Consider the following 26,879-nt stretch of genomic DNA (forward strand, 5'->3'; position numbering starts at 1 on the left):
TGGGAGGTTTACCGGGGTTCCCTCGTGGAAAAACCGGCAAAGCCAGCTCTCATCGGACACACCAGTTCCGAGAGAGACCGTGTCACCTCCAGGAGGCGGCACACCGCGCGACCAACGACGTAGCGCGGCCGCACCTGGTCTAGACCTGCGATTCGCATCGCGGCTTGACCGGCATGTATAAGAGAACCTGCCCGAACGAAGGCGACCCAGCCGACACCGGCGCCACGAGGACGTGGACGCAACGCAGGTGACGGACAGGCGCCCACCCGATGGGCCACCGCCCCTCACGGGCGACACAACTCGATCACGCAGCAGGGCCAATGTCGTCCCGGATGCGCTTTTCACGAAGCCGACGAAAGACGACAGGAGGGTAGATGCCTGCTGCTCAGGTGCGGCGTTCGTCCGTCCGAACGAACGCGGAAACCACTTCCCAGGGCCTGTACGACCCCGCCTTTGAGCACGACGCCTGCGGTGTGGGCTTCGTAGCCGACCTCACTGGACGTCGTAGCCACGACATCGTCGAGAAGGCGCTCACGGTCCTCCGCAACCTCGACCACCGCGGAGCCGCCGGAGCCGACCCCGACGACGGCGACGGCGCGGGCATCCTCACGCAGATCCCGCACGAGCTCTACACCGAGGTCTGCGACTTCGCGCTCCCCGAGGCCGGCGCCTACGCCACCGGGATCGCCTTCCTGCCCTCCGACGCCGCCGAGCGCACCGCCGCCGTGGAAGCCATCGACGCCATCGTCGCCGACGAGGGCCTGACCGTCCTCGGCTGGCGCGAACTACCCTTCGAGCCCCAGTACAGCGGCCCCGCCGCCCGGCAGGCCATGCCCTACTTCGGCCAGCTCTTCATCACCGGCACCGAGGGCACCGCCACCGAAGGCCTCACCGGCATCGCCCTGGAGCGCTACGCCTACTGCGTCCGCAAGCGCGCCGAGCACGAGACCGACGTCTACTTCCCGAGCCTGTCCCCGCGCACCATCGCCTACAAGGGCATGCTCACCACCCCGCAGCTGGAGCCGTTCTTCCCCGACCTGTCCGACCGGCGCTACGCCTCCGGTCTGGCCCTGGTCCACTCCCGGTTCTCCACCAACACGTTCCCGTCCTGGCCCCTGGCCCACCCGTTCCGCTACGTCGCGCACAACGGTGAGATCAACACGGTCAAGGGCAACCGGAACATGATGCGGGCCCGCGAGGCCAAGCTCGCCACCGACCTCATCCCCGGCGACCTCGACCGGATCTTCCCGATCGTCGACCCCGACGACTCCGACACCGCGTCCTTCGACGACGCCCTGGAGCTCCTGCACCTGGGCGGACGCTCCCTGCCGCACGCGGTGCTCATGATGATCCCCGAGCCGTGGGAGAACCACACCGAGATGGACCCGGCCGTCCGGGCCTTCTACGAGTTCCACTCCACCCTCATGGAGCCCTGGGACGGACCCGCCTCGGTGTCCTTCACCGACGGCACCCTCGTCGGCGCCGTCCTGGACCGCAACGGCCTGCGCCCCGGGCGCTACTGGGTCACCGAGGACGGCCTCGTCGTCCTGGCCAGCGAAGCCGGTGTCCTGGACATCGACCCCGCCGCCATCGTGCGCAAGGGACGCCTCCAGCCCGGCCGCATCTTCGTCGTCGACACCGCCCAGGGGCGGATCATCGAGGACGAGGAGCTCAAGGCCGAACTCGCCGCCGAACACCCCTACCAGGAGTGGATCGACTCCGGCCTGGTCCGCCTCGGCGACCTGCCGGACGCCCAGCCCGCCCCGGTGAGCGACCTCAACCTCTCCCAGCAGGTGTTCGGCTACACCGAGGAGGAACTGCGGATCCTGCTCACCCCGATGGCCCGCACCGGCGCCGAACCCATCGGTTCCATGGGCACCGACACCCCGGTCGCGGCGCTCTCCGACCGCTCGCGCCAGCTCTTCGACTACTTCTCGCAGAACTTCGCGCAGGTCACCAACCCGCCGCTGGACGCCATCCGCGAGGAGATGGTCACCAGCCTGTCCACCCTGCTCGGCGCCGAGGGCAACCTCCTCAAGGCCGAAGCCGGAGACACCCGGCGCCTCGTGCTGCCCACCCCGGTCGTCGACCAGGCCGAACTCGCCGCCATCGTCGCCGCGGGCCGCACCACCCCGGCGCTGAAGACCTTCACCGTCGACGGCACCTACCCCGTCGACGGCGGCGGCGACGCGCTCTCCGCCCGCCTGGACGAACTCAACGACGAGGTGTCGGCCGCCATCGCCGACGGCGCCCGCATCCTCGTGCTCAGCGACCGCGGGGCCGACGCCGCGCGCGCACCCATCCCGTCGCTGCTGCTCACCGGATCCATCCACCACCACCTGGTACGCGAGAAGACCCGCACCGAGGTCGGCCTCCTCGTCGAGGCCGCCGACGTACGCGAGTGCCACCACGTCGCCCTCCTGATCGGCTACGGCGCCTCCGCGGTCAACCCGTACCTGGCCCTGGCCACCGTCCGCGACCTGGTCGAGCGCGGCACCATCGGCGGCATCGACGCCGACACCGCCGTCCGCAACACCGTCAAGGCCTACGGCAAGAGCGTCCTGAAGATCATGTCGAAGATCGGCGTGTCCACGGTCAGCTCCTACACCGGAGCCCAGATCTTCGAGGCCCTCGGACTGGGCCAGGAGGTCATCGACCGCTGCTTCACCGGCACCACCTCCCGCCTGGGCGGCGTCGGCTTCGACGTCCTCGCCGAAGAGGTCGCCATCCGCCACCGCCGCGCCCACACCGCCAACGCCAACGCGCACCGGCGCCTGGAGGTCGGCGGCGAGTACCAGTGGCGCCGCGAGGGCGAACCGCACCTGTTCAGCCCCGAGACGGTCTTCAAGCTCCAGCACTCCACCCGCACCCGCGCCTACGAGATCTTCAAGGAGTACACCTCCAAGGTCGACGACCAGGCCGAGAAGCTCATGACCCTGCGCGGACTCTTCCGCCTCAAGGAGGGCGTGCGCGAACCGATCCCCGTCGACGAGGTCGAACCCGTCTCCGAGATCGTCAAGCGCTTCTCCACCGGCGCCATGTCCTACGGCTCCATCTCCGCCGAGGCACACGAGACCCTCGCCATCGCGATGAACCGCCTCGGCGGCAAGTCCAACACCGGCGAGGGCGGCGAGGACCCGGCCCGCTTCACCCCGGACGCCAACGGCGACCTGCGCCGCAGCGCCATCAAGCAGGTCGCCTCCGGCCGCTTCGGCGTCACCTCGCACTACCTCAGCAACGCCGACGACATCCAGATCAAGATGGCCCAGGGCGCCAAGCCCGGCGAGGGCGGCCAGCTGCCCGGCCACAAGGTCTACCCGTGGGTCGCCCAGACCCGCCACTCCACCCCCGGCGTCGGGCTCATCTCCCCGCCGCCGCACCACGACATCTACTCCATCGAGGACCTCGCCCAGCTCATCCACGACCTCAAGAACGCGAATCCGTCCGCACGGATCCACGTCAAGCTGGTCTCCGAAGCGGGCGTGGGCACCGTCGCCGCCGGCGTGTCCAAGGCCCACGCCGACGTCGTCCTCATCTCCGGCCACGACGGCGGCACCGGCGCCTCGCCGCTCAACTCGCTCAAGCACGCGGGCACCCCCTGGGAACTCGGCCTCGCCGAAACCCAGCAGACCCTGCTGCTCAACGGCCTGCGCGACCGCATCGTCGTCCAGACCGACGGCCAGATGAAGACCGGCCGCGACGTCGTCATCGCCGCCCTCCTGGGCGCCGAGGAGTTCGGTTTCGCCACCGCGCCCCTCGTCGTCTCCGGCTGCGTCATGATGCGCGTGTGCCACCTGGACACCTGCCCGGTCGGCGTCGCCACCCAGAACCCGACCCTGCGCGAGAGGTTCTCCGGCAAGGCCGAGTACGTCGTGAACTTCTTCGAGTTCATCGCCCAGGAGGTCCGCGAGTACCTCGCCCAGCTCGGCTTCCGCAGCATCGACGAGGCCATCGGCGCCGTCGACCTGCTCGACACCACCGACGCCGTCCAGCACTGGAAGGCCCAGGGCCTGGACCTGAGCCCGATCCTGCACGAGGTCGAGCCCTGGGGCGGCGACCACCGCGCCCACGTGCGGTCGCAGGACCACGGCCTGGAGAAGGCCCTGGACAACACCCTCATCCAGCTCAGCGAGGGTGCCCTGGACTTCGGCCAGCCCGTCAGGCTCGAACTGCCCGTCCGCAACGTCAACCGCACGGTCGGCACCATGCTCGGCCACGAGGTCACCAAGCGCTACGGCGCCGACGGCCTGCCCGACGACACCATCGACGTGAGCTTCACCGGCTCCGCCGGACAGTCCTTCGGAGCGTTCGTCCCCAAGGGTGTCACCCTCCGGCTCACCGGCGACGCCAACGACTACGTCGGCAAGGGCCTCTCCGGCGGCCGCCTCGTCGTACGGCCCCACGCCGACTCGCGACTGGTCGCCGAGGACCACATCATCGCCGGCAACGTCATCGGCTACGGCGCCACCTCCGGAGAGATCTACCTCCGCGGCATCGTCGGCGAACGCTTCTGCGTCCGCAACTCCGGTGCGCTCGCCGTCGTCGAGGGCATCGGCGACCACGGCTGCGAGTACATGACCGGCGGCCGCGCCGTCATCCTCGGCAGCACCGGACGCAACTTCGCGGCCGGCATGTCCGGCGGTGTCGCCTACGTCCTGGACCTGGACACCCACCGCGTCAACGGCGAGATGGTCGAGATCGAGGCCCTCACCGACGAGGACCGGGCGTTCCTCACCGACGTCCTGAACCGCCACCACGCCGAGACCGGCTCCGACGTCGCCAAGCGCCTCCTGGCCGCCGGCGACACCGGACTCGACCGCATCAGCCGGGTCATGCCGCGCGACTACAAGCGGGTCCTGCTCGCCCAGGCCGAAGCCGAGCGCGAGGGCCGGGACGTCAACGAGGCCGTCATGGCCTCCGCGCAGTCCTGAGCGTCAGCGAACACGAGAGGAGGAAGAACACATGGCTGACCCCAAGGGTTTCCTGAAGATCACGGAGCGCGAGCTTCCCGCACACCGCCCCGTCGACGTCCGCATCCAGGACTGGCGCGAGGTCCACGAGGACTTCGACCGAGGAACCGTCACCAAGCAGGCCTCGCGCTGCATGGACTGCGGCATCCCCTTCTGCCACAACGGATGCCCGCTCGGCAACCTCATCCCCGAGTGGAACAACCTCGTCTACACCCACGACTGGGCCGAGGCGATCGAACGCCTGCACGCCACCAACAACTTCCCGGAGTTCACCGGGCGGCTCTGCCCCGCCCCGTGCGAATCCGCGTGCGTGCTCGGCATCAACCAGCCCGCCGTCACCATCAAGAACGTCGAGGTCTCCATCATCGACCGCGCGTGGGAGGAAGGCTGGGTCAAGCCCCTGCCGCCCACCACCCGCACCGGCAAGAAGGTCGCCGTCGTCGGCTCCGGCCCCGCCGGACTCGCCGCCGCCCAACAGCTCACCCGCGCCGGGCACGACGTCACCGTCTACGAGCGCGCCGACCGCATCGGCGGCCTGCTCCGCTACGGCATCCCCGAGTTCAAGATGGAGAAGCGGCACATCGACCGCCGCCTCGCCCAGATGACCGCGGAAGGCACCACCTTCCGCACCGGCGTCGACATCGGCGTCGACATCACCGTCGAGCAGCTGCGCGCCGACCACGACGCCGTCGTCCTGACCGGCGGAGCCACCGCCGCGCGCGACCTGCCCGCCACCGGCCGCGAACTCACGGGCATCCACCAGGCCATGGAGTACCTGCCCCTGGCCAACAGGGTGCAGGAGGGCGACATCGAACGCGCCCCCATCAACGCCGAGGGCAAGCACGTCGTCGTCATCGGCGGCGGCGACACCGGCGCCGACTGCGTGGGCACCGCCCACCGCCAGGGCGCCGCGTCCGTCACCCAGCTCGAGATCATGCCCAAGCCCCCGACGCAGCGCCCCGACCACCAGCCGTGGCCCACCATGCCCATGCTGTACAAGGTCACCAGCGCACACGAAGAGGGCGGCAAGCGGATCTACTCCGTCAACACCCTGGAGTTCCTCGGCGACGAGGACGGCCACGTGCGCGCCCTCAAGCTCGTCGAGGTCAAGCGCACCGACAAGGGCTTCGAGCCCGTCGAGGGCACCGAACGCGAGATCCCCGCCGACCTCGTCACCCTCGCCATGGGCTTCGTCGGCCCCCAGAAGGAGGGCATGATCGAGGCGCTCGGCGTCGACCTCGACGGCCGCGGCAACGTCCAGCGCGACGCCGACTACCAGACCAGCGTCGACGGTGTCTTCTGCGCCGGCGACATGGGCCGCGGCCAGTCGCTCATCGTGTGGGCCATCGCCGAGGGCCGCTCCGCCGCCGCCGGCGTGGACCGCTACCTCGGAGCCGACACCGCCCTGCCGGTCGCCATCCCGCCGACCGAGCGCCCGCTCGTCTAGGGCGCGTTCCGTGGATGCTGCCCGTCGCGAGCGGCGTTCCGGTGCGGCTGTCGCAAGGCCGAAGAAGAAGGCAGCCTGGTGTGGCTGTCGACTGATGAGAACGCGGCGAGAGTCGTGCCGGGGCGCCGCGCAGCAGGGTGAGTATCCGCGGAACACGCCCTGGGACGGCCGCAGGACCGCAGGACCGCAGGACCGCTCACCGGGCGCGGGGGACCACCCCCGCGCCCGGCGCCGTCCCACCCGCACATCCCGCACATCCCGCACCCCCGGTACCCTCACCGCCCCGAGAACCCCGGCGGACACGCCGATGTCGCCCATCCGTGACCCGACCGTGGCAGCCCCGCCCACACCCACCGGGCACCATGGACACACGACGACGGGCCGGGACGGCTCGCCCTCCACCCCACCCACCCCCCGCCCCTGGGCCCCACCCCCCCCGACCCCAGGACAGGCACATGATCTACCGCCTCATCGGCGACACCGCCATGGTCGTCCACGCGGCCTTCATCCTCTACATGGCCATCGGCGGCCTCCTCGCCTGGAAGTGGCCCCGCACCTTCTGGATCCACCTCGGCTGCGCCCTCTACGGACTCGGCATCAGCGTCGTCGGCTGGACCTGCCCCCTCACCCGCGTCGAGACCTGGGGCCGTGAGAACGCGGGCCAGGCCGGACTCCCCGACGAGGGCTTCATCGACCACTACCTCACCGGCGTCATCTACCCCGCCGACCACCTCGTGACCGTCCAGGCCGGCGTCGGCGCGGTCGTCGTCCTGTCCTGGACCGGCCTGGCACTGCTCACCCTCCGCCGGCGCCGCACCAGGGAACACACCCTCACCTGAACCGCCCCGGACCGCGCGCCGGAACCGCCCCGCGGCCCGACCCGCACCGCCACACCCCGCCTATCCTGGTCACATGGCCTACCGGGGCATCGGCGAGGCCGCGATGCTCCTGCACTTCGCGTTCCTCGTCTACGTCACACTCGGCGGCTTCCTCGCCTGGAAGTGGCCCAAAGCCCTGTGGCCCCACGCCGCCATCGCCCTCTACGCCCTCGGCATCACCCTCATCGGCTGGCAGTGCCCCCTCACCCACCTGGAGACCTGGGGCCGTGAGAACGCCGGCCAGGCCGGACTCCCCGACGAGGGCTTCATCGACCACTACCTCACCGGCGTCATCTACCCCGCCGACCACCTCCTCACCGTCCAACTCGCCGTCGCCGCCACCGTCCTGCTCTCCTGGACGGGCGCCGCACTGCTCGCCCACCGACACCGGCGGCACGCGAGTCCGAACAGCGCGTAAAGATCCCGAATGGATTGACCCGCGGGCCGTTCACGCCGCCCGCCCACCGACGTACGGTCGAACTATGACTGTCGTGACCTGGGATTCATTCCGCGCCGCAGAGCACTTCACCATGCGCAACGCCCGCCTGATCGACCGGCAGCGCTTCGCCCACCTGTTCCAGAACGGCCCCACCGACCCCGTCCGCTCGGCCCTGGCCGCCTACCGCAACCTCGACGGCGGCTTCGGCAACGGACTCCACCCCGACCTGCGCGGACACGCCAGCCAACCCGCCGCCACCGAGATCGCCCTGCGCTACCTCGACGAACTCGGACCCGTGCCCCACCACATCGGCCACGGCATCTGCCGGTACCTCGCCGGCGTCAGCGACGCCGACGGCGGCCTCCCGCCCGTGCTGCCCTCCGTCCGGCACAGCGAGGCCGCGCCCTGGTACCTGCACACCACCGACTTCAGGGCCCGCCTCGACACCACGTCCCTCATCACCGGGCTCCTGCACAAGACACACGTCACCCACCCCTGGCGCGACGTCGCCACCGCCTACTGCTGGAAGCACATCGACGCCCTCACCTGGACCGACGCACCCGAAGCCGTCGGTGTGTGCACCTTCCTCCAGCACGTCGACGACCGCCGTCGCGCCGTCGCCGCCATCAACCGGCTCGCCCCCAAGATCCGCGCCGTCATCGACGTCCACCCGCGCGGCACAGGCCACGCCCACACACCCCTCGACCTGGCCACCAACCCCCAACACATCGCCCGCCCGCTGTTCACCGACGCCGAGATCGAACGCAACCTCGACCTCCTCGAAGGACAGCAGCGCCCCGACGGGGGCTGGGACGCCCAGGAGAGCCACTGGGACCCCACCGCCACCAGCGACCACGAGGGCATGCGCACCATCCAGCGACTGCGCATCCTGCGCGCCTACGGACGCATCGCCGGCTACCTGCCCCAACCCCGCCGCGACTGAGGACCACTCACCCCAGAGCGGGAAACCACACACCCGCCGCCGCCAGCGCGCCCCGGTCCACCACCGGACCGCCGCGCCCCGTCACCGCGCGCACGGCCGCCACGGTCCCGGCGCCGCCCCCACCCGCGCCCGGCAGCACACGCTCCACCGCCACCATGTCGGCGCCCCCGAACAACAACCGCGCCGCCACACCCGACCCCTCACGCGACGACCACGGCTCCCGCCCCAGCGCGTCCGCGACATCCAACCCGTGCACCACGGCCTCCACCACCCGCGTCACCAGGAAGTCCGTCAACCGCATCGGATCACCGTGCCGCGTCACCACCACCCGGTCGCCGTCCTCGGCCGCCAACCGCGCCACCAGCGGCCGCCAGCGCTCCCGCAGCACCCGCCCCGGCTCCGCGGCGTCCGCCCTGCGCGCCGCCGCCTCCACCGCGGACCGCACCCGCTCACCGTTCACCTCCGGCGAGAACCGCACATCCGGCGTGTAGTACCCCGCCGCCGACACCAGCGCCGTCCCCGGCCCAGGCGGAGCCTCGTCCAACATCGGCTCCACCTGCAACATCGCCCGGACCGTGTGCGCCGACAACGCCGCCACGTCCCACGGCTCGCACCGCGTCGGCACCACCGCCTCCGCCTCCGACAGGTGCGACAACACCCCTTCCAAAGCGTCCGTCTCCGACACCAACGCCCTCAGGACCTCATCGCGCTCAAACACCACAAACCGCCCAAAACTCGGCCACCCGCCAACGACATCGGCAACCTATCCAACCCACGCCACGCCACCCGAAACCCCTACGACACAAGCCCCCGTTCGCCCCACCGCAGCCAGAGGTACGTCCAAACGCAACCTGGTTTAGACCACTCCATCCCCCAGACGCTCTAAAGTGATAGCCGTGACACGTCGAGCAAAAATCGTCGCGACCCTCGGTCCCGCCACGTCGAGCCCGGAAGTACTCCGCAAACTCGTCGCCGCAGGACTCGACGTCGCCCGAGTCAACCTCAGCCACGGAACCCACGACGACCACAGCGCCGGCCTCGCGAACCTGCGAGCCGCCGCCGAGGCCGCCCAACGCCCCGTCGGCGTCCTCGCCGACCTCCAAGGACCCAAGATCCGGGTCGGCACCTTCCCCGACGGACCCGTCGAACTCGTCAACGGTGCCGAATTCACCATCACCACCGACGACGTCCCCGGCGACGCCACCCGCGTCTCCACCACCTACAAGGGACTCCCCGCCGACGTCCGCCCCGGCGACCGCGTCCTCATCGACGACGGCCGCATCGCGCTGGAATGCACCAAGACCACCAGCACGGACGTCCACACCCGCGTCATCGTCGGCGGCACCATCTCCAACCACAAGGGACTCAACCTCCCCGGCGTCGCCGTCAGCGTCCCCGCACTCACCGACAAGGACGAGGAGGACCTGCGCTGGGCCCTCCACCAGGGCGTCGACATGGTCGCCCTGTCCTTCGTGCGCAGCCCCGCCGACGCCGAGGAATGCCACCGCATCATGGACGAGGAGGGCATCACCGTCCCCCTCATCGCCAAGATCGAGAAGCCCCAGGCCGTCGAACGCCTCCAGGACATCATCGAGGTCTTCGACGGCGTCATGGTCGCCCGCGGCGACCTCGGCGTCGAACTGCCGCTCGAAAACGTGCCCATGGTGCAAAAGCGCGCCGTCGAACGCTGCCGCGACAAGGCCAAACCCGTCATCGTCGCCACGCAGATGCTCGAATCGATGATCGGAGCACCCCGGCCCACCCGCGCCGAAGCCTCCGACGTCGCCAACGCCGTCCTCGACGGCGCCGACGCCGTCATGCTCTCCGGCGAGACCAGCGTCGGCCAGTACCCCATCGAGACCGTCGAGACCATGGCGCGCATCGTCAGCGCCGCCGAGCAGGAGTCCCTGCGCGCCTCGCACATCCTCAACCGGGTACCCGAGACCACGGGCGGCGCCATCGCCCGCGCCGCGGCCGAGATCGGCGCCACCGTCGGCGCCAAGGCCCTCGTCGCCTTCACCATGTCCGGCGAGACCGCCCGCCGCCTCGCGCGCTACCGGTCCCCGATCCCGCTCATGGCCTTCACCACCGAGAACCACACGATCGGCCAACTGTCCCTCACCTGGGGCGTGGAGACCCACAAGGTCCCCTGGGTCGACAACACCGACGACATGGTCCGCCAGGTCGAGAGCGAACTCCTCGAACTCGGCGACTACAACAAGGGCGACAAGATCGTCATCGTGGCCGGCAGCCCGCCCGGAACCACCGGTTCCACCAACGCGCTGCGCGTCCACCGCCTCGGCGACGCCGTCGCCCTGAGCAACCAGTAACACCAGCCGACGGCGGGGCCGACGAACCCCGCACGTGACGAGCCGCATCAGGTCCTGTCCGGTCAGGGACGGCGTATGAGCCGCGCCGCCCACCGGGACAGGACCAGATGCGGCCGAGCCGTCTCCGGGACCGCCGGTCAGGCAGGCGGCCGCCCCCGTACCGCACAGCGGCGGCCCGGCGGGAGAGAGAACCTAGTGCTCCTGCTGCGAGGGCACACCGCTCTCGGTGATCACCCGCTCCAAGGGCATGTCCCACGGCAACAGGTTCCACGGGCTCTGCGGATCCTCGGTCAACAGGCCCAGAGCCGTCCACACACCGTCCGCGCCGCCCTGGTCGGCGTCCGTGCCGCGCTCGGGCCACAACAGGTACCCCGCGTGGAACGCCGTCGACAACTGCTGCCACGACGAGTACCGGCGCTGCAGGTCCGAGGCCACCCGGCGCAGCAGCGTCTGCGTCTCCACCGGACTCAACCAGTCCAGGGTCGCCCCACCCGACACCAGCCGGATCACGTGCACCGACTTCCACCACTGGAAGGCGCCGATGATGACGGTCTCGTCCGCCTCGGTCACCCCCGTGACGACGCGCAACCGCGCCACCTGCTCATCCGACAACCGGACCCGCTCGCCGGTGGCGGTGCCGCCCTGCTCCTGCGGCAGCCGCGACCAGGCCGACCCCGCGTTCAGGTCCACCACGAGGTCCAGCGACGGCCCGGAGTGCAACTCCTCCAGCAGCGAGTGCACCGCCGCCAGCAGCGACTCCCGGTCGGTGACGGCCCACTGGCGCTCCAGCAGGCGGCGGTAGCGGCGCCGCAGATTCGGCCGGGCGACCACGTCCCAGGGCTCGGCGAGCGCCACCCGGAACGGCGCGGCCACCGCGGCCGCCCACCGCTCGGTGCTCAACGGGGCCTCGGGGTCCTTGGTCCGCACGGCGGGGGACTCACGGGACCCGATCACCAGTTCGGCGAACGACCCGGCCACGAGCAGGGCCACGGGGATGAACGACCACCCGGGCAGGTCCACCGCCACGAGCACGACGATGAGGAGCGCCAGCGGTGACAGCAGCCACGGCTGGCGCCGTCGCGAGCCCCAGGCCACCACGACCCAGGAACCGATCACCAGTGCGCCGATCACGCCGGCCACCGCGGTCAGCACCCGCTGCTCCTCTCGTGGGGGATTCGCCGTCTACACAACCAGGATCGGTGACGCCGGGGCGGGGGAGCGACCGAACCCACGGGTTGTACTCAGGTTGTGGCCGTGATGTGACCGGTTTCGCCGAGCTGGGAGCGCCCAAAGTGACAAAAGGCCCATTTGGGGTCGAACTGGCCGGGTAGTTACGGAGGTTCCGGCCAGCACCCCGACGGTACGGGCGGGGCTCCGGGGGCGTCAGTACTTCGGCCCCACGAAGGAGTCCATCCGCGCCACCGCGTCCCTGCGGGAGATGGACACGACCGTGGTGTCGCGGTAGCGGGGTTCGTTCTTGTTGACGTGAGACTTCCAGGCGATGCTCAGCAGGTCCAAGGCGTCGGTGAGGAGCCCGATGATGTCGGTGGACGTATTGGTGAAGTGGTACCGGGGATACTCGTAGTGGGTCTCGCTGTCCCGGGGAAGTTTCCTGCGGATTCGGTTCACTACCCGGCAACCGTCCGAGTGGATCAGGCCACGCACGAAGGCCTCGGGCTGGGCGTTGACGATCCGGGACTGCCAGGCCTCCAGTTCGATGGGACGAGAGTGCTTGTGCCCCTTGCCGTGTTGGGGAAAGACGCATGGCCAGTGCTTGGAGTACGCCTTGATCTCCGAGCAACCGGTGCGTCCTACCAGGATCACTGTGACGGGGAAGACGGCCTCGACCGCGGCACGGCAGTAGCTGATGAGCTGGGGGTAGCGGTTGTCGTAGAAGATCGACAGAGCGTGTACACCCCGTCGGCCCTCGGTGATATGCCCGTCACCGAGGTAGGCCCCGAGCACGTAGGCGTAGGCCTCGTGGTGAACGTGTGCTTTCGAGTAGCACTTGGGGCAATACATCGTGCGGTCCGCCCGGCGGGCCTCGGGCGCGGTGCTGCGCCTGGTGCCATAGCGCCAGTGCCGCAGTGCTTGGACAGAGACGCCGCACCTGGCAGCGATCGCTTGGTCAGTCCAGCCCTGGGCCTTGAGTCGGAACGTCTCGTCAACGATTTCGCGAGGATACATAGAGTGAATAATCGATCACTCATACGACAATCGAGGGATCAGGCACCCTAACCCTCACGGTCGGCCCGAGAAACGCCGAGAGCCGCCCATGGGCGGCTCTCACGCTTGTGCCGGAAGTGGGATTCGAACCCACACACCCTTGCGGGCGGAGGATTTTGAGTCCTCTATGTCTACCATTCCATCATTCCGGCTGGTTTTTGTAGTTATGTCCGATTTGATCGATTCGGCGGCGCTCCGTCAACAGTGGCATCACGATTGACGCGCAGTGCCGGGCCCGACGTCCTGCATCCTAGCGGATCTCTGTAACCTCGTGTACGTGACGAGGACGCAGAGCCGTGTGGTGATCGCGGAAGACGAGGCCCTGATTCGCCTGGACCTCAAGGAGATGCTGGAAGAGGACGGTTACGCCGTCGTCGGCGAGGCCGGGGACGGGGAGACCGCTATCCGGCTTGCCCAGGAGCTCAAACCGGACCTGGTGATCACCGACATCAAGATGCCGGTGCTCGACGGCCTGTCGGCCGCCGAACGGATCGCCGGGGAGCGTATCGCCCCGGTCGTGATCCTCACCGCCTTCTCCCAGCGTGAACTCGTGGAGCGGGCGCGTGAGGCCGGGGCCATGGCCTACCTGGTCAAGCCGTTCAACAAGTCGGACCTGGTGCCGGCGATCGAGATGGCCACCTCCCGCTACGCCGAATTGGCGGCGCTGGAGTCGGAGGTCAGCAGTCTCACGGAGCGCCTGGAGACCCGCAAGCTGGTCGAGCAGGCCAAGGGACTCCTACAGAGCCGCCACGGGATGAGTGAGCCCGAGGCGTTCAGATGGATCCAGAAGAACTCCATGGACCGGCGCCTGACCATGCGCAAGGTCGCGGAGACCGTGGTCGAGACCCTCGGTGGCCAGCAGGGCTGAGGTCGGGGTACCGAACCGATGGAGGGGTCGCATCCGAGGGGGTGCGGCCCCTTCCTCATGTCCAGGGTCGGTTGGAGGAAACGTGCAGACTGCCACTCAACAGGGTCGAAAACGAGACATCTGTCCAGCGTCAACGGGGCCCCGGTCCCGTTTTGGTCTCGTTTCCGAACGATGGGGTGACGGTTGGGTCACGTGGCTTAAGGGATGCTGAATGACCTGCCTAAACCGGGCTAAACTCACCGCACCGACCAGTAAGGACAACGGTGTCGAATGCGCGCATACGACACCGCGGACCTCAGATGCGCAAGGAGCGCGCGTGCGCACACGCCTCGCGACCGTGCTGCTCGCCCTGATCACGGCAATCCTCGTGATCCCCGGGCCTGCGGCGACGGCAGACGAACAGGGCGGTGAGTCGCTGTACGGTCAGATCCTCGACCCAGGGGATCGCGATCAGGGTGTCGAAGGCATCATGATCACGATCTACGCGGGTGAGGACGAGATCGCGGCGGTCGAAACCGACTCTGATGGAAATTGGGAAGCGGAGCTGCCCGAACCGGGTGACTACCGCGTCGTTGTGGACCAGGAGTCCATCCCCAGCGAGTTCGCGCTACGGGAGAGCTCCATCGTCGTCGACGGTGAGTCCGAGGTGGACGTCGCCGCGGGCGACGAGCGCCCGCTCATCCTGGCGCTGGAGGAAGCCGGAGCGAGCGAGGACGCGGACGGCACGGCCTCTCCCTCGGGCGGGACGGACGCGGCGGACGACGGGTCCGATGCCGCGGCCGACGACGAGGCGATCGAGGCGCCGGCGACCAGCGGGTCGTTCGGTGACCGCTTCGCCCAGCTCACCGCGAGCGGGCTGCTCTACGGCCTGGTCATCGCCATCTCGGCGATCGGGCTGTCGCTGATCTTCGGTACGACCAAGATGATCAACTTCGCGCACGGTGACATGGTCACCTTCGGCGCGATGATCGCCCTGCTGTTCAGCACGGGCTCGGCGGGTCTGGGCAACTCCCTGCTGGCGATCTTCCTGGGCCTGGCGGGTGCGGTGTTCCTGGGCGCCTACCTCGGCGGCAAGGTCGCACGGGCGCGGCTGGCGATCGCCCAGTGGGCGTCGGTCATGCTCGGTATCGCGCTGGCGACGCTGTTGGGCGTGATGGGCGACTCCGTGGGCTGGCAGGTCCCGTTGTGGGCCGCGGCCGTGATCGCTGTGGCGATGGGTGCGGTCCTGGGCGCCGGTATGGAGCAGTACGTGTGGCGTCCGCTGAGGCACCGGAACGTGGCGCTGATCCAGATGTTCATCGTGTCGATCGGTGTGGCGCTGGTGCTGCGGCACCTGATCCTGGTGCTGTTCGGCGCGGGCCGCAGCCGTTACGCCGGCTACCAGATCCAGGACACGGTCAGCCTGGGGCCGATCTCGATGCCCCCGCGTGACCTGGTGATCATGGGTGTGGCGATCGTGGTGCTGGTGGCGGTGGCCTGCCTGTTGCAGTTCACCCGGATCGGCAAGGCGATGCGGGCGGTGTCGGACAACCGCGACCTGGCGGAGTCGTCGGGTATCAACGTGGACCGCGTGACCCTGTACGTGTGGGGTCTGGGCGGTGGCCTGGCGTCGCTGGGCGGTGTGCTCTACGGGCTGAACCAGATCGTGGAGTACGAGATGGGTTTCCGTCTGCTGCTGTTGATGTTCGCCGCGGTGATTCTGGGCGGTCTCGGCACGGCGTACGGTGCGATGGTCGGCGGATTGGCGGTGGGTCTCGTCGCGATGCTCTCGACGCTGTGGTTCCCGACGCAGATGATGCAGGCGTGGGCGTTGGCACTCATGATCCTGATGCTGCTGGTCAGGCCTCAGGGCCTGCTCGGTCGGCGCGAGCGGGTCGGCTAGGGGAGGCAGACGATGGACTTGGTTTCTATCCTCGCGGAGTCGACACGGTCGGCGTTCGGGCCGATCGCGGCGATCTACGCGTTGGCCGCGATCGGTTTGAACCTGCACTTCGGTTACACGGGTCTGCTGAACTTCGGTCAGGTCGGCTTCATGCTGGTGGGCGCCTATGGCGTGGGTATCAGTGTGGAGTTGTTCGACCTGCCGCTGCTGGTGGGCTTCGGCGTGGGGTTGGCGTGCGCCTTCCTGCTCGCGCTGCTGCTGGGTATTCCGACTCTGCGGCTGAGGGCGGACTATCTGGCGATCACGACGATCGCGGCGGCGGAGGTGCTCCGCCTGGTGTACCGGGCGGGGTTCGCGGAGCCGTTGACCGGTGGTGTGTACGGGTTGCAGAACTTGTCGGACGGTTTCCGTTCGATCAACCCGTTCGATGCGGGTGAGCGTTACGGCTGGGGTGCTCTGGCCTACAACGGCAACCACATGTGGGTGCTGGTGGTCACGTGGGGCCTGGTGGCTCTGATGTGCGGCCTGGTGTGGATGTTGATGCACAGCCCGTGGGGCCGTGTCATCAAGGGCATCCGTGAGGACGAGGAGGCTGTGCGCAGCCTGGGCAAGAACGTCTTCGCGTACAAGATGCAGATCCTGGTGCTGGGTGGTCTGGTGGGTGCGTTGGCCGGCTGCATGCTGGCGGTGTACCAGGCTTCGATCCAGCCGGACCAGTTCAAGCCGCAGGTGACGTTCTTCCTGTGGGTGATCCTGCTGCTGGGCGGCGCGGGTCGGGTGTTCGGTCCGGTGCTGGGGGCGATGGCGTTCTGGTTCCTGATGAACTTCACCGACGGTGTGCTGCGCGGTCTGGGTTCGATGGGTCTGCTGCCGTTCCTGGACGGCCCGGACTACGGTGCGATCCAGTTGGCCTTCGTGGGTCTGTTGCTGGTGCTGCTGATCGTGTTCCGGCCGCAGGGTCTGATCGGCGACCGCAAGGAGATGTTGATCAATGTCAAGTGACGAGATGGGCTCCTCCGCGGGCGTCGAGGTGGACCGGATGGCGGGTGCCGTGCCCGAGCCGGGTTCGGTGAAGTCGGATCCGATTCTGATCGCGGACCGTGTGCGTCGTTCGTTCGGTGGTCTGACGGCCGTGGACGTGCGTCGGTTGGAGGTGCAGCGGGGGACGATCACGGCGTTGATCGGTCCGAACGGTGCCGGCAAGTCGACGCTGTTCAACCTGTTGACCGGGTTCGACCGGGTGGATCAGGGTGACTGGACGTTCCAGGGCGCGAGGATCAACGGCAAGCCGGGCCACAAGGTGGCGCGGTCGGGGATGGTGCGGACGTTCCAGTTGACCAAGGCGCTGACGCGTATGTCGGTGCTGGACAACATGCTGTTGGGCGCGCAGGGCCAGTTCGGTGAGCGGATGTCGGGTGCGTTCCTGCGCAACGTGTGGGGTCGTCAGGAGCGGGCGAACACGGTGCGGGCGCTGGAGTTGTTGGAGCGCTTCAAGCTGATCGACAAGCGCGAGGACATGGCGGGTTCGCTGTCCGGTGGTCAGCGCAAGCTGTTGGAGATGGCCCGTGCGCTGATGACGGATCCGGCGATGATCATGTTGGACGAGCCGATGGCGGGTGTGAACCCGGCGTTGGTGCAGTCTCTGCTGGGGCACATCACGTCGTTGCGCGACGAGGGCAAGACGGTGCTCTTCGTCGAGCACGACATGGACGTGATCATGGGGATCAGCGACTGGATCGTGGTGTTGGCGCAGGGTCAGGTGATCGCGGAGGGGACTCCGGCGGACATCCGGTCCAACAAGCAGGTGATCGACGCCTACCTGGGTGCCCAGGACGTGGACGAGGCCGGGAGTGCCGATGAGTGAGAACGGGGACGTGCGTCCGGACGTGGACGAGGGCCCGGCGGCCGAGGTCGAGGACGTCGCCGTCGTGCAGCACCACCGTGAGGAGGTGCTGGAGCACGCGGGGGAGGCCGCGGTGGTGGGTGGTCCGGAGGACTACCTGCTGCTGGCGAAGAACATGGTCGCGGGCTATGTGCCGGGGGTGAACATCCTCAACGGGTGCACGCTGACGCTGACCGAGGGCGAGGTCGTGGCGATCATCGGCCCGAACGGCGCGGGCAAGTCGACGTTGATCAAGACGATCTTCGGACTGATCCCGGTGCGTGAGGGCGATCTGACGCTGCGGGGGTCGTCGATCGCGGGTCTGGCGGCGCACAGTCTGGTGGAGCGTGGCGTGGGCTATGTTCCGCAGACGCAGAACGTGTTCCCGTCGCTGACGATCGAGGAGAACCTCCAGATGGGGGCGTTCCTGCGGCCGAAGATGTTCGCGGAGCGGTTCGCCGTGGTGGCGGGGTTGTTCCCGTTGCTGGGGGAGCGTCGCAAGGCGAAGGCGGGGTCGTTGTCGGGTGGTGAGCGCCAGATGGTGGCGATGGGCCGTGCGTTGATGATGGATCCGTCGGTGCTGTTGTTGGACGAGCCGACGGCGGGGTTGTCGCCGATCTATCAGGAGGAGGTCTTCCAGCGGGTCAAGGAGGTCAACTCCACGGGTGTGTCGGTGGTGATGGTGGAGCAGAACGCTCGCCGGTGCCTGCAGATCTGTGACCGCGGGTACGTGTTGGACCAGGGTCGTAACGCGTACACGGGGACGGGCCGGGACCTGTTGAAGGACCCGAACGTGATCGAGCTGTACCTGGGGACGCTCGCCAAGGGCTGAGCCGGGTGTGGTGTGTGAGGGGCGGGGCCTTCGGGTCCCGCCCTTCGTCGTGCCGGGGTGTGGTGTGGTCGGTGTCGCGGGGCCGGTGGAGGTGTGCGGGTACGACCCGGATCTGTTGGCGCGGGCGCGCGGGTAGGAGGGGTGGTCCTGTCCGGGGCCCTGTGGTCGTCGGGGCGCGCGGTGGTGGACTGGAGCGCGTCGGTGACCGCGGCGCTGCGGGCGGGAGTGGTGGTGCGCCATGCCGGGCGGGGGTGCCGCGGGTGGAGGACGTGGTGCGCGACGACGCCCATGACGGCCGTCACCACGTGTGGGACGTCGGGCGGATCGTGGGCGGGGGCGGTCCGAGTGGTCGTTCCGGCTGGGGCTGAGGCGCCGCTCACGAGAAGAGCGCCCCGGGACGGTGTCCCGGGGCGCTCTGGGTGTCCGGTCGGGTGGCGTGTGCCGCCCGGCGGTCGGTGGAGTCGCTAGTCGTTCAGCGAGTGCTCCTCGTAGGCGAGGATCTCGTGGCCGTCGTCTCCGAAGGCGAAGATCTCGAAGGTGGCGGCGGTCGGGTCGCCGTTGTCATCGAAGTCGATGTTGCCGCTGACGCCCTGGTAGTTGATCTCCTCGCCGTCGGCGAGCAGGTCACGGCACTCGGCGAAGCTGCTGCACTCGGTGCCCTCGGGGCGGCTGATGTTGGGCAGTTCGGCCACGTACTCGGCGGGGTCGACGCTGTCGGCGGCCTCGGCGGCCAGGGCGATGCTGGTCACGCAGTCGTAGACCTGCGGGGCGAACTGGAAGACCTCCAGCTCCGGGTTGAACTCGGCGAGCCCTTCGGAGAACTCGGGGTTGTCGGCGGACGGGGCGACACCGGTGACGCCGTTGATGGCGTCGGGGTCGCTCTCGTTGACCGTGGCGCCGAGCTCCGGGTCGTTGAGGCCGTCGGTGATGAAGAGCTGGTCGCCCTGGATGTCGCCCTCCAGCATCTGGGCGATGACCTGGGCGCCTTCCTCGAAGGCGATGAGGGCGACGGCGTCGGGCTCCTCGTTGGTGACTCCGCTGACGACGGAGTCGAAGGTGGTGGCCTCGGGGTCGTAGGTCTCGTTGGCCACGATCTCGGCGCCCAGGCCCTCGAGCTCGGCCTGCAGGTTCTCGGCGTAGCCCGCCCCGTAGTCGTCGCCTCGGGCCACGAGGGCGACGCTCTGGTGGCCGGCCTCGACGATCTTGCGGGCCATGACGACGGCGGAGAGGCTGTCGCTGGGCGCCGTACGGAAGTAGTAGCCGTTGTCGTCGATGTCGCTCAGGGCGGCCGAGGTGTTGGACCCGGAGCACTGGACGATGTTGGCGCCGGTGATGGTGTCGTAGGTCGCCTGGGTCATGCCGGAGGCGGCGGCGCCGATGACGGCGTTGACCTCGTCGGCGACGAGGTTGTTCGCGGCCTGGTTGGCCTGGGCGTTGTCGCCGGCCTCGTCGCCCTCGACGATCGCGGGGACCTCGGTGCCGAGGATGCCGCCCGCCTCGTTGATCTGGGAGATCGCGTACTCGGCCGCGGTGATCTGGGGCGGGCCGAGGAAGGCGAGGTTACCGGACTGGGGGTAGAGGATTCCGTAGGTGAACTCCTCGCCGCCTCCGTCGCCGCCGCCGCCTTCTTCTCCGCCGCCGTTGCCACACGCGGTGAGTCCGAGTACCAGGGCCGCGGTGGCGGCAGTGAGGCCTAGGACCTTCTTGCTTGCCATGATGGTGGTCACTCCGTTCAACCGGCGACGCACGTGGTGCCGTCGCTCAGGGGCCGTGGTCTTCCTGCGTCCTGATGCCCGAGTTGTGTGGCATGACTTAATCAGGAGCGTTAGCGGAGCTTAATCACGGATCCTCCGAGCTCGGAAGCATCGACGCGGCGTTGGTGCCGACTCGCCGTCATGCTGTTATGGCTCTGTAGTCATCTCGGCGATGCGCGGTGTTCGCCCTGGACAGACGGGAACGGGGTGCACACGGAGCATTGCGAACTGTCGCGATGTGCGGGCATGGTCGAGCCCGGCCGTCAAGGCGAGTCGGGAGGTGGGGCGCGGTGTCGGCCGGGTCCGCGGGCGGGTGGTCGCGCGGGCGGTGGGCGTCAGCCCTGGGGCAGTGCGCGGAGCATGCAGGTGAGCCGGGAGGTGCAGACCTTGCGGCCCTGGTCGTCGCTGATGGTGATGTCCCATGTGGACAGGGTGCGGCCCTGGTGGACGGGGACGGCGACTCCGGTGACGTGGCCGTCGGTGGCGGAGCGGTGGTGGGTGGCGTTGATCTCGATGCCGACGGCGACGCGGTCGAACTGCTGGGCGTGCAGGGTGGCGCCGACCGAGCCCAGGGATTCGGCGAGCACGCAGGAGGCGCCTCCGTGCAGGAGTCCGAAGGGCTGGGTGTTGCCCTCCACGGGCATGCGGCCCACGACGCGCTCGGCGGAGGCCTCGGAGATCTCGATCCCCATCCGCTGTCCGAGTCCTCCGGTGAGGGCGCCCGTGTCGAGGAGCGGCTGCGTCTCGGATCCTGTGGTCATGGGAACCCTTCCTGTGGGTGGTGTGCCCGGGTGCGGCGGTGTGCCGGCGGCGGCGCGGGCGGTGTTCTCGCGCGGATGTCCGCGGAGTGTCTGCTTCGCATCCTAGGATTCGGTGTGTGGTGACCAAGCGAGAGACCCCCGACCAGACATCCCAGGCCAGTGCCGGGGCCGACAGTGCGGCCTCTTCCGGCGGTGGGAAGCGCCCCCGCCTGCTTCTCCTGGACGGCCACTCGATGGCCTTCCGCGCGTTCTTCGCGCTTCCGGTGGAGAAGTTCGGCACGAGCACCGGACAGTCGACGAACGCCGTCTACGGTTTCGCGTCGATGCTGGTGAAGCTGCTGCGTGATGAGGAGCCCACGCATGTGGCGGTGGCGTGGGACCTGTCGGGGCCCACGTTCCGGCACGAGGAGTACGCGGAGTACAAGGACGGCCGTTCGGACACGCCGCAGGAGTTCCCCTCCCAGGTGCCGCTGACCCAGGACCTGATGCGGCTGGTCGGTGTGGCCAACCTGTCGGCGCCGGGGTTCGAGGCCGACGACGTCATCGCGACGTTGGCGCGCATGGGCGGGGAGGCGGGCATGGAGGTGCTGATCGCCTCCGGTGACCGCGACGCCTTCCAGTTGGTGACGGAGGCGTGCACGGTCCTGTACCCGGGCAAGAGCCTGTCGGACCTGCGGCGGATGACGCCGGAGGCGGTGCGGGAGAAGTACGGGGTGAGTCCGCGGCGCTACCGGGACCTGGCGGCTCTGGTGGGGGAGAAGGCCGACAACCTGCCGGGCGTGCCGGGGGTGGGGCCCAAGACGGCGGCCAAGTGGATCGACAAGTACGGGTCGCTGGACGAACTGGTCGCGCACGCCGACGAGATCAAGGGCAAGGCCGGCCAGAACCTGCGCGACCACCTGGACGACGTGCTGCGCAACCAGCGGCTGAACGAGCTGGCCACCGACGTCGAGTTGGGAGTGGGCGCCGCCGACCTGGTCATCGGCGAGGCCGACCGTGCGGGGATCGACGCCCTGTTCGACAACCTGGAGTTCGCCTCCAACCTGCGTGAGCGCCTCTACGCGGTGCTGCGCACGGGCGGGGAGGAGGCCGACGCGGCCGCGTCGGGCGCCGAGGACGGCTTCGAGATCGACCTCACCGTGGCCGGGACCGGCGAGCTGGCGGCGTGGCTGGTGCGCCACGCCTCGGCCGAGGGTGTGACGGCGGCCGCCCCCGCGGGCCTGGCGGTCGAGGGCGTGTGGGGGCAGGGGACCGGGCGCGTGGACGGGCTCGCGGTCTGTGTGCCCGGCGGCGCGGCGGTGTACGCCGACCCCACGGCGATGGACGCGGCCGACACCGAGGCGCTGGCGGCGTTCCTGGGCGACGCGGAGCGGCCCAAGTCGGTGCACGAGTACAAGGGCGCGCTGCTGGCCCTGGGCGAGCACGGGTGGGCCCTGCGCGGGGTGGTCAGCGACACCGCGCTGGCCGCGTACCTGGTCCAGCCGGGGCAGCGCCGGTTCGATCTGGTCGACCTGGCCCGCAAGTACCTGGGGCGCGAGCTCCAGGAGGGCGGCGACGGTGCCCAGATGACGCTGGACCTGGGATCGGAGGAGGAGCCCTCGGGGCGGGCGCACGAGCTGGCGGTGCGGGCGGCGGCCACCCGCGACCTGGCGGGTGTGCTCTCGGCGGAGCTGGACAAGCGGGGCGGGACGCACCTGCTGCACGGTGTGGAGCTGCCGCTGGTGGACGTGCTGGCGAAGATGGAGCGTGTGGGCGTCGCCGCCGACCGCGCCTATCTGGAGGAGCTGCAGGGCGAGTTCGCCGCGGCGGCCCGCCGGGCGGTGGAGGAGGCGCACCGGGTGGTGGGCCGCGAGTTCAACCTGGGCTCGCCCAAGCAGCTGCAGCAGGTGCTGTTCGAGGAGCTGGGGCTGCCCAAGACGAAGAAGATCAAGACCGGGTACACCACGGACGCCGACGCGCTGGCGTGGCTGGAGCAGGAGACCGGTCACGAGCTGCCCAAGCAGCTGTTGCGGCACCGGGACCAGACCAAGCTGCGCACGACGGTGGAGGGCCTGATCAAGACCGTCGGCGACGACGGCCGCATCCACACGACCTACAACCAGACGGTGGCGGCGACGGGGCGGCTCAGCTCCACGGACCCGAACCTGCAGAACATCCCGGTGCGCACGGACGTGGGTCGGCGGATCCGGCGGGCGTTCGTGGTCGGCGAGGGGTTCGAGGAGCTGCTGACGGCCGACTACAGCCAGATCGAGCTGCGGATCATGGCGCACCTGTCGCAGGAGCCGGCGCTGATCGAGGCGTTCAACAGCGGGTACGACTTCCACGCGCAGATGGCGGCGCGGGTGTTCGGCCTCGACGTGGAGGCCGTGGACGGCGAGGCGCGCTCGAAGATCAAGGCCATGAGCTACGGGCTGGCGTACGGGCTGAGCGCCTACGGGCTGTCGCAGCAGCTGGGGATCGCGCCCGACGAGGCCAAGAAGCTCATGGAGGACTACTTCGCGGAGTTCGGCGGGGTGCGCGACTACCTGCGTTCGGTCGTGGACGAGGCGCGCAAGGTGGGCTACACCGAGACGATCATGGGCCGGCGCCGCTATCTGCCGGATCTGACCAGCGACAACCGCCAGCGCAGGGACATGGCGGAGCGCATGGCGCTCAACGCCCCGATCCAGGGGTCGGCGGCCGACATCATCAAGGTGGCGATGCTGCAGGTGGACGCGGCTCTGACCGAGGGCGGGTACGTGTCGCGGGTCCTGTTGCAGGTCCACGACGAGCTCATCGTGGAGGTCGCCCCCGGTGAGCGCGAGGCGGTCGAGAATCTCGTGGCGCACGAGATGGGCACGGCCTATGATCTGCGTGTCCCGCTGGGCGTGTCGGTCGGGCGGGGCCAGAACTGGCACGACGCCGCGCACTGAGCCACGGGGCGTGCCGGGAGTTTCAGGAGGGCGACCCCTGGGGGTGGACGCAGGTCGGTGTGCCTGCGGGACCGCTGGGGGTCGGCGAGGGGCGCACAGGGCTCTGTAGGAGGAGACGTGGCCGCAGCGAGGGACGAGCAAGGCGAGTCGACGGCGAAGAACCCTGTACCGCGCGCCCCGAGCACGCGTAGCGAGCCTGCGAGGTCGCAGAAAGCGAAGGGCGGCCTGACGATCGGTTCGGTGACCGTTCCCGCGGACGCCCTGGTGTGGCGCTTCTCTCGTTCCTCGGGTCCGGGCGGTCAGCACGTCAACACCTCCGACACCCGGGTGTCGCTGTCGTTGGACGTGGCGGCCTGCGCCGCGCTGGGGTCCACCCGGCGCGCGCGGGCCCTGGAGCGGCTGTCCGGGCGGCTGGTGGACGGGGTGCTGACGGTGTCGGTGCAGACCCACCGGTCGCAGGTGCGCAACCGGGTCGAGGCCAGGGAACGGATGGCGGCCCTGTTGGCCGAGGCGATGGCGCCGCCGGCGCGGGAACGCCGTGCCACACGGCCGAGTCGCGGTGCCAAGCGGCGCCGGCTGGACGCCAAGCGCCGCCGCGGGGAGATCAAGCGGGCGCGCTCGCGGCCGCCGATGGAGTGAGTCGTCCAGTGCCCGGGGGCTGGTCGGCTCCGACTTTTTCCGATACTTTTCCGGCACCCGTCCCGCGGTGCCGGGACGTGGGCGCGGACCGGTGCGGACGTGGGCGTGTGCGCGGTTGATCTCGACCGCCATGCTCGGGTAAATTGCCGCCATTGAGGCCTACGCCGGGTTGGCGGTCCTGGGTTCCGATTGACCAGGACGCCCTTGTCTCATATTCTGGCGGCAGCGTTGTGGGTTCGTGCGGGCGTCTGCCGTCTCCTTGGGTGATGGTGAGGTCGCACCGCTTCGGTCAACACTCTGGACCCGGCGGCTGGTGGTCATGGGCGGTTCGTCCCTCCGTGGCCCTGCTTCTCTCTTCTGGACGACGGATCGACGGGCTCGAACCCTAGACGTGCCCATTTCCTGAACCTGTCCGTATCCGGAGTCCACCCACAAATGACGAGCAGCACCGAGGCCACCTCGACACCCCAGGTAGCGGTCAACGACATCGGGTCCGAGGAAGCCTTCCTCGCGGCGATCGACGAGACCATCAAGTACTTCAACGACGGTGACATTGTCGAGGGCACCATCGTGAAGGTCGATCGAGACGAGGTCTTGCTCGACATCGGCTACAAGACCGAGGGTGTGATCCCCTCTCGGGAACTGTCGATCAAGCACGACGTCGACCCCGGTGAGGTCGTTGCAGTCGGCGATCAGGTCGAAGCCCTCGTTCTCCAGAAGGAGGACAAGGAAGGTCGACTGATCCTGTCCAAGAAGCGCGCGCAGTACGAGCGCGCCTGGGGCACGATCGAGAAGATCAAGGAAGAGGACGGTGTCGTCACCGGCACGGTCATCGAGGTCGTCAAGGGCGGTCTCATCCTCGACATCGGTCTGCGCGGCTTCCTGCCCGCCTCCCTGGTCGAGATGCGCCGTGTCCGCGACCTGCAGCCCTACGTCGGCCGCGAGCTCGAGGCGAAGATCATCGAGCTGGACAAGAACCGCAACAACGTGGTCCTGTCCCGTCGCGCCTGGCTGGAGCAGACCCAGTCCGAGGTCCGCCAGACCTTCCTCAACACCCTGCAGAAGGGCCAGATCCGCAAGGGCGTCGTGTCCTCGATCGTCAACTTCGGTGCCTTCGTGGACCTGGGTGGCGTCGACGGCCTGGTGCACGTGTCGGAGCTGTCCTGGAAGCACATCGACCACCCGAGCGAGGTCGTCGAGGTCGGCCAGGAGGTCACGGTCGAGGTCCTGGACGTGGACATGGAGCGCGAGCGCGTCTCCCTGTCGCTGAAGGCGACCCAGGAGGACCCGTGGCAGCAGTTCGCCCGGACCCACCAGATCGGTCAGGTCGTCCCGGGTAAGGTCACCAAGCTCGTTCCCTTCGGTGCGTTCGTTCGCGTCGAGGAGGGCATCGAGGGCCTGGTCCACATCTCCGAGCTGGCCGAGCGCCACGTCGAGGTGCCCGAGCAGGTCGTCCAGGTCGGTACCGAGATCTTCGTCAAGATCATCGACATCGACCTCGACCGCCGTCGGATCAGCCTCTCGCTGAAGCAGGCCAACGAGAGCGTCTCGCCCGACCAGGTGGACTTCGACCCCACGCTGTACGGCATGGCGGCCGACTACGACGAGCAGGGCAACTACAAGTACCCGGAGGGCTTCGACCCCGAGAGCGGCGAGTGGCTCGAGGGCTTCGAGGCTCAGCGGGACGAGTGGGAGCGCAGCTACGCCGAGGCGCAGGCCCGCTTCGAGGCGCACCGCAAGCAGGTCGAGGAGGCCCGTGCGGCCGAGGCCGACGCTGCGAACGCCCCGGCTCCGGAGGAGGAAGAGGAGTACACGGGTGGTGGCCAGAGCGCTGGCACGCCGAGTACCGAGACCGCTTCCAGTGGCGCCCTGGCCTCCGACGAGGCCCTGGCAGCCCTCCGCGAGAAGCTCGCGGGCGGCGAGGCCTGAGCATGACGGGTCCGTGAGGATCCGATGATCGCCGCGAAGGGCCGTCCCCGGTCGGGGGCGGCCCTTCGCCGTGTCCGGGCCCGGTTCCGCGGAGCGTGTGGCGCCGGTGCCGCCCGTCGCGGGCGGCCTCCACCGCACACGCCCTAGGGTCGTGGTGTGCCCCAGGGAGGGGTGCGCGAGGAGGCGA

19 protein-coding genes and 1 tRNA gene are annotated in these 26,879 nt (G+C 69.2%); 14 read left to right on the forward strand and 6 right to left on the reverse strand.

Annotated features, from left to right (window positions below; all coding sequences use genetic code 11):
• The first annotated feature begins 374 nt into the window (after positions 1-374).
• From gltB to M1P99_RS21005, 5 genes are all read left to right on the forward strand, one after another.
• Positions 375-4,931: a glutamate synthase large subunit gene (gltB, locus tag M1P99_RS20985; protein WP_304454294.1), complete on the forward strand. Its 4,557-nt coding sequence runs from the start codon at positions 375-377 to the stop codon at positions 4,929-4,931.
• Positions 4,932-4,962: 31 nt separating this feature from the next.
• Complete coding sequence (locus tag M1P99_RS20990; protein ID WP_304454295.1) at positions 4,963-6,417, forward strand: glutamate synthase subunit beta; 1,455 nt, start codon at positions 4,963-4,965, stop codon at positions 6,415-6,417.
• 455 nt (positions 6,418-6,872) lie between these two features.
• A complete protein-coding gene (locus M1P99_RS20995) occupies positions 6,873-7,256 on the forward strand; it encodes a DUF2784 domain-containing protein (RefSeq protein WP_304454296.1) in 384 nt (127 codons plus the stop codon).
• A gap of 73 nt (positions 7,257-7,329) precedes the next feature.
• Complete coding sequence (locus M1P99_RS21000; RefSeq protein ID WP_304454297.1) at positions 7,330-7,713, forward strand: DUF2784 domain-containing protein; 384 nt, start codon at positions 7,330-7,332, stop codon at positions 7,711-7,713.
• Positions 7,714-7,786: 73 nt separating this feature from the next.
• The gene (locus M1P99_RS21005) at positions 7,787-8,677 is read left to right on the forward strand and encodes a prenyltransferase (RefSeq protein ID WP_304455783.1); all 891 of its coding nucleotides are present in this window, start codon (positions 7,787-7,789) and stop codon (positions 8,675-8,677) included.
• A gap of 7 nt (positions 8,678-8,684) precedes the next feature.
• Here the strand turns inward: M1P99_RS21005 and M1P99_RS21010 are convergent, their stop codons facing one another.
• Positions 8,685-9,398, reverse strand: a complete 714-nt coding sequence (locus M1P99_RS21010; RefSeq protein ID WP_369696567.1) for a maleylpyruvate isomerase N-terminal domain-containing protein — start codon at positions 9,396-9,398, stop codon at positions 8,685-8,687.
• A 175-nt stretch (positions 9,399-9,573) separates the two neighbouring features.
• On the opposite strand from M1P99_RS21010, the gene pyk reads away from it, so the two are divergent.
• Positions 9,574-11,007 (forward strand): pyruvate kinase, encoded by a 1,434-nt coding sequence (pyk, locus tag M1P99_RS21015; protein ID WP_304454299.1) that lies wholly within the window; start codon positions 9,574-9,576, stop codon positions 11,005-11,007.
• Between the two features lie 192 nt (positions 11,008-11,199).
• Here the strand turns inward: pyk and M1P99_RS21020 are convergent, their stop codons facing one another.
• From M1P99_RS21020 to M1P99_RS21030, 3 genes are all read right to left on the reverse strand, one after another.
• A complete protein-coding gene (locus M1P99_RS21020; protein WP_304454300.1) occupies positions 11,200-12,159 on the reverse strand; it encodes a DUF1266 domain-containing protein in 960 nt (319 codons plus the stop codon).
• Positions 12,160-12,390: 231 nt separating this feature from the next.
• The gene (locus M1P99_RS21025; protein WP_304454301.1) at positions 12,391-13,194 is read right to left on the reverse strand and encodes a helix-turn-helix domain-containing protein; all 804 of its coding nucleotides are present in this window, start codon (positions 13,192-13,194) and stop codon (positions 12,391-12,393) included.
• A gap of 108 nt (positions 13,195-13,302) precedes the next feature.
• Positions 13,303-13,385: transfer RNA gene (locus tag M1P99_RS21030), tRNA-Leu, on the reverse strand.
• Positions 13,386-13,531: 146 nt separating this feature from the next.
• Between M1P99_RS21030 and M1P99_RS21035 the strand changes: the two genes are divergently transcribed.
• From M1P99_RS21035 to M1P99_RS21055, 5 genes are all read left to right on the forward strand, one after another.
• Complete coding sequence (locus M1P99_RS21035) at positions 13,532-14,101, forward strand: ANTAR domain-containing response regulator (RefSeq protein WP_304455784.1); 570 nt, start codon at positions 13,532-13,534, stop codon at positions 14,099-14,101.
• 316 nt (positions 14,102-14,417) lie between these two features.
• Positions 14,418-15,983 carry a branched-chain amino acid ABC transporter permease gene (locus M1P99_RS21040; protein WP_304454302.1) on the forward strand — a complete coding sequence of 522 codons (1,566 nt, stop codon included), beginning with the start codon at positions 14,418-14,420 and terminating at the stop codon, positions 15,981-15,983.
• A gap of 12 nt (positions 15,984-15,995) precedes the next feature.
• Positions 15,996-16,985: a branched-chain amino acid ABC transporter permease gene (locus tag M1P99_RS21045; RefSeq protein ID WP_304454303.1), complete on the forward strand. Its 990-nt coding sequence runs from the start codon at positions 15,996-15,998 to the stop codon at positions 16,983-16,985.
• Entirely contained in the window at positions 16,975-17,847 is an 873-nt protein-coding gene (locus tag M1P99_RS21050; protein WP_304454304.1) for an ABC transporter ATP-binding protein, read from the forward strand. Before M1P99_RS21045 ends, M1P99_RS21050 begins: the two co-directional genes overlap by 11 nt.
• Positions 17,840-18,697 carry an ABC transporter ATP-binding protein gene (locus M1P99_RS21055; protein WP_304454305.1) on the forward strand — a complete coding sequence of 286 codons (858 nt, stop codon included), beginning with the start codon at positions 17,840-17,842 and terminating at the stop codon, positions 18,695-18,697. Before M1P99_RS21050 ends, M1P99_RS21055 begins: the two co-directional genes overlap by 8 nt.
• Positions 18,698-19,161: 464 nt before the next feature.
• Here the strand turns inward: M1P99_RS21055 and M1P99_RS21060 are convergent, their stop codons facing one another.
• Positions 19,162-20,412, reverse strand: coding sequence for an ABC transporter substrate-binding protein (locus M1P99_RS21060; protein WP_304454306.1), 1,251 nt, complete (start codon positions 20,410-20,412; stop codon positions 19,162-19,164).
• 374 nt (positions 20,413-20,786) lie between these two features.
• Positions 20,787-21,212: a PaaI family thioesterase gene (locus tag M1P99_RS21065; protein ID WP_304454307.1), complete on the reverse strand. Its 426-nt coding sequence runs from the start codon at positions 21,210-21,212 to the stop codon at positions 20,787-20,789.
• 116 nt (positions 21,213-21,328) lie between these two features.
• Here M1P99_RS21065 and polA point away from each other — a divergent pair, with 116 nt between their 5' ends.
• The 3 genes from polA to rpsA all read left to right on the forward strand — a co-directional run bounded on the left by polA (position 21,329) and on the right by rpsA (position 26,692).
• A complete protein-coding gene (gene polA, locus M1P99_RS21070) occupies positions 21,329-24,124 on the forward strand; it encodes a DNA polymerase I (protein WP_304454308.1) in 2,796 nt (931 codons plus the stop codon).
• A 240-nt stretch (positions 24,125-24,364) separates the two neighbouring features.
• The gene (arfB, locus tag M1P99_RS21075; RefSeq protein ID WP_304454309.1) at positions 24,365-24,763 is read left to right on the forward strand and encodes an alternative ribosome rescue aminoacyl-tRNA hydrolase ArfB; all 399 of its coding nucleotides are present in this window, start codon (positions 24,365-24,367) and stop codon (positions 24,761-24,763) included.
• Positions 24,764-25,198: 435 nt separating this feature from the next.
• Positions 25,199-26,692 carry a 30S ribosomal protein S1 gene (gene rpsA / locus M1P99_RS21080; RefSeq protein WP_053618673.1) on the forward strand — a complete coding sequence of 498 codons (1,494 nt, stop codon included), beginning with the start codon at positions 25,199-25,201 and terminating at the stop codon, positions 26,690-26,692.
• Positions 26,693-26,879 lie beyond the last annotated feature (187 nt).

The sequence above is a fragment of the Nocardiopsis sp. YSL2 genome (genome assembly GCF_030555055.1).
In the GTDB taxonomy this organism is placed as follows: domain Bacteria; phylum Actinomycetota; class Actinomycetes; order Streptosporangiales; family Streptosporangiaceae; genus Nocardiopsis.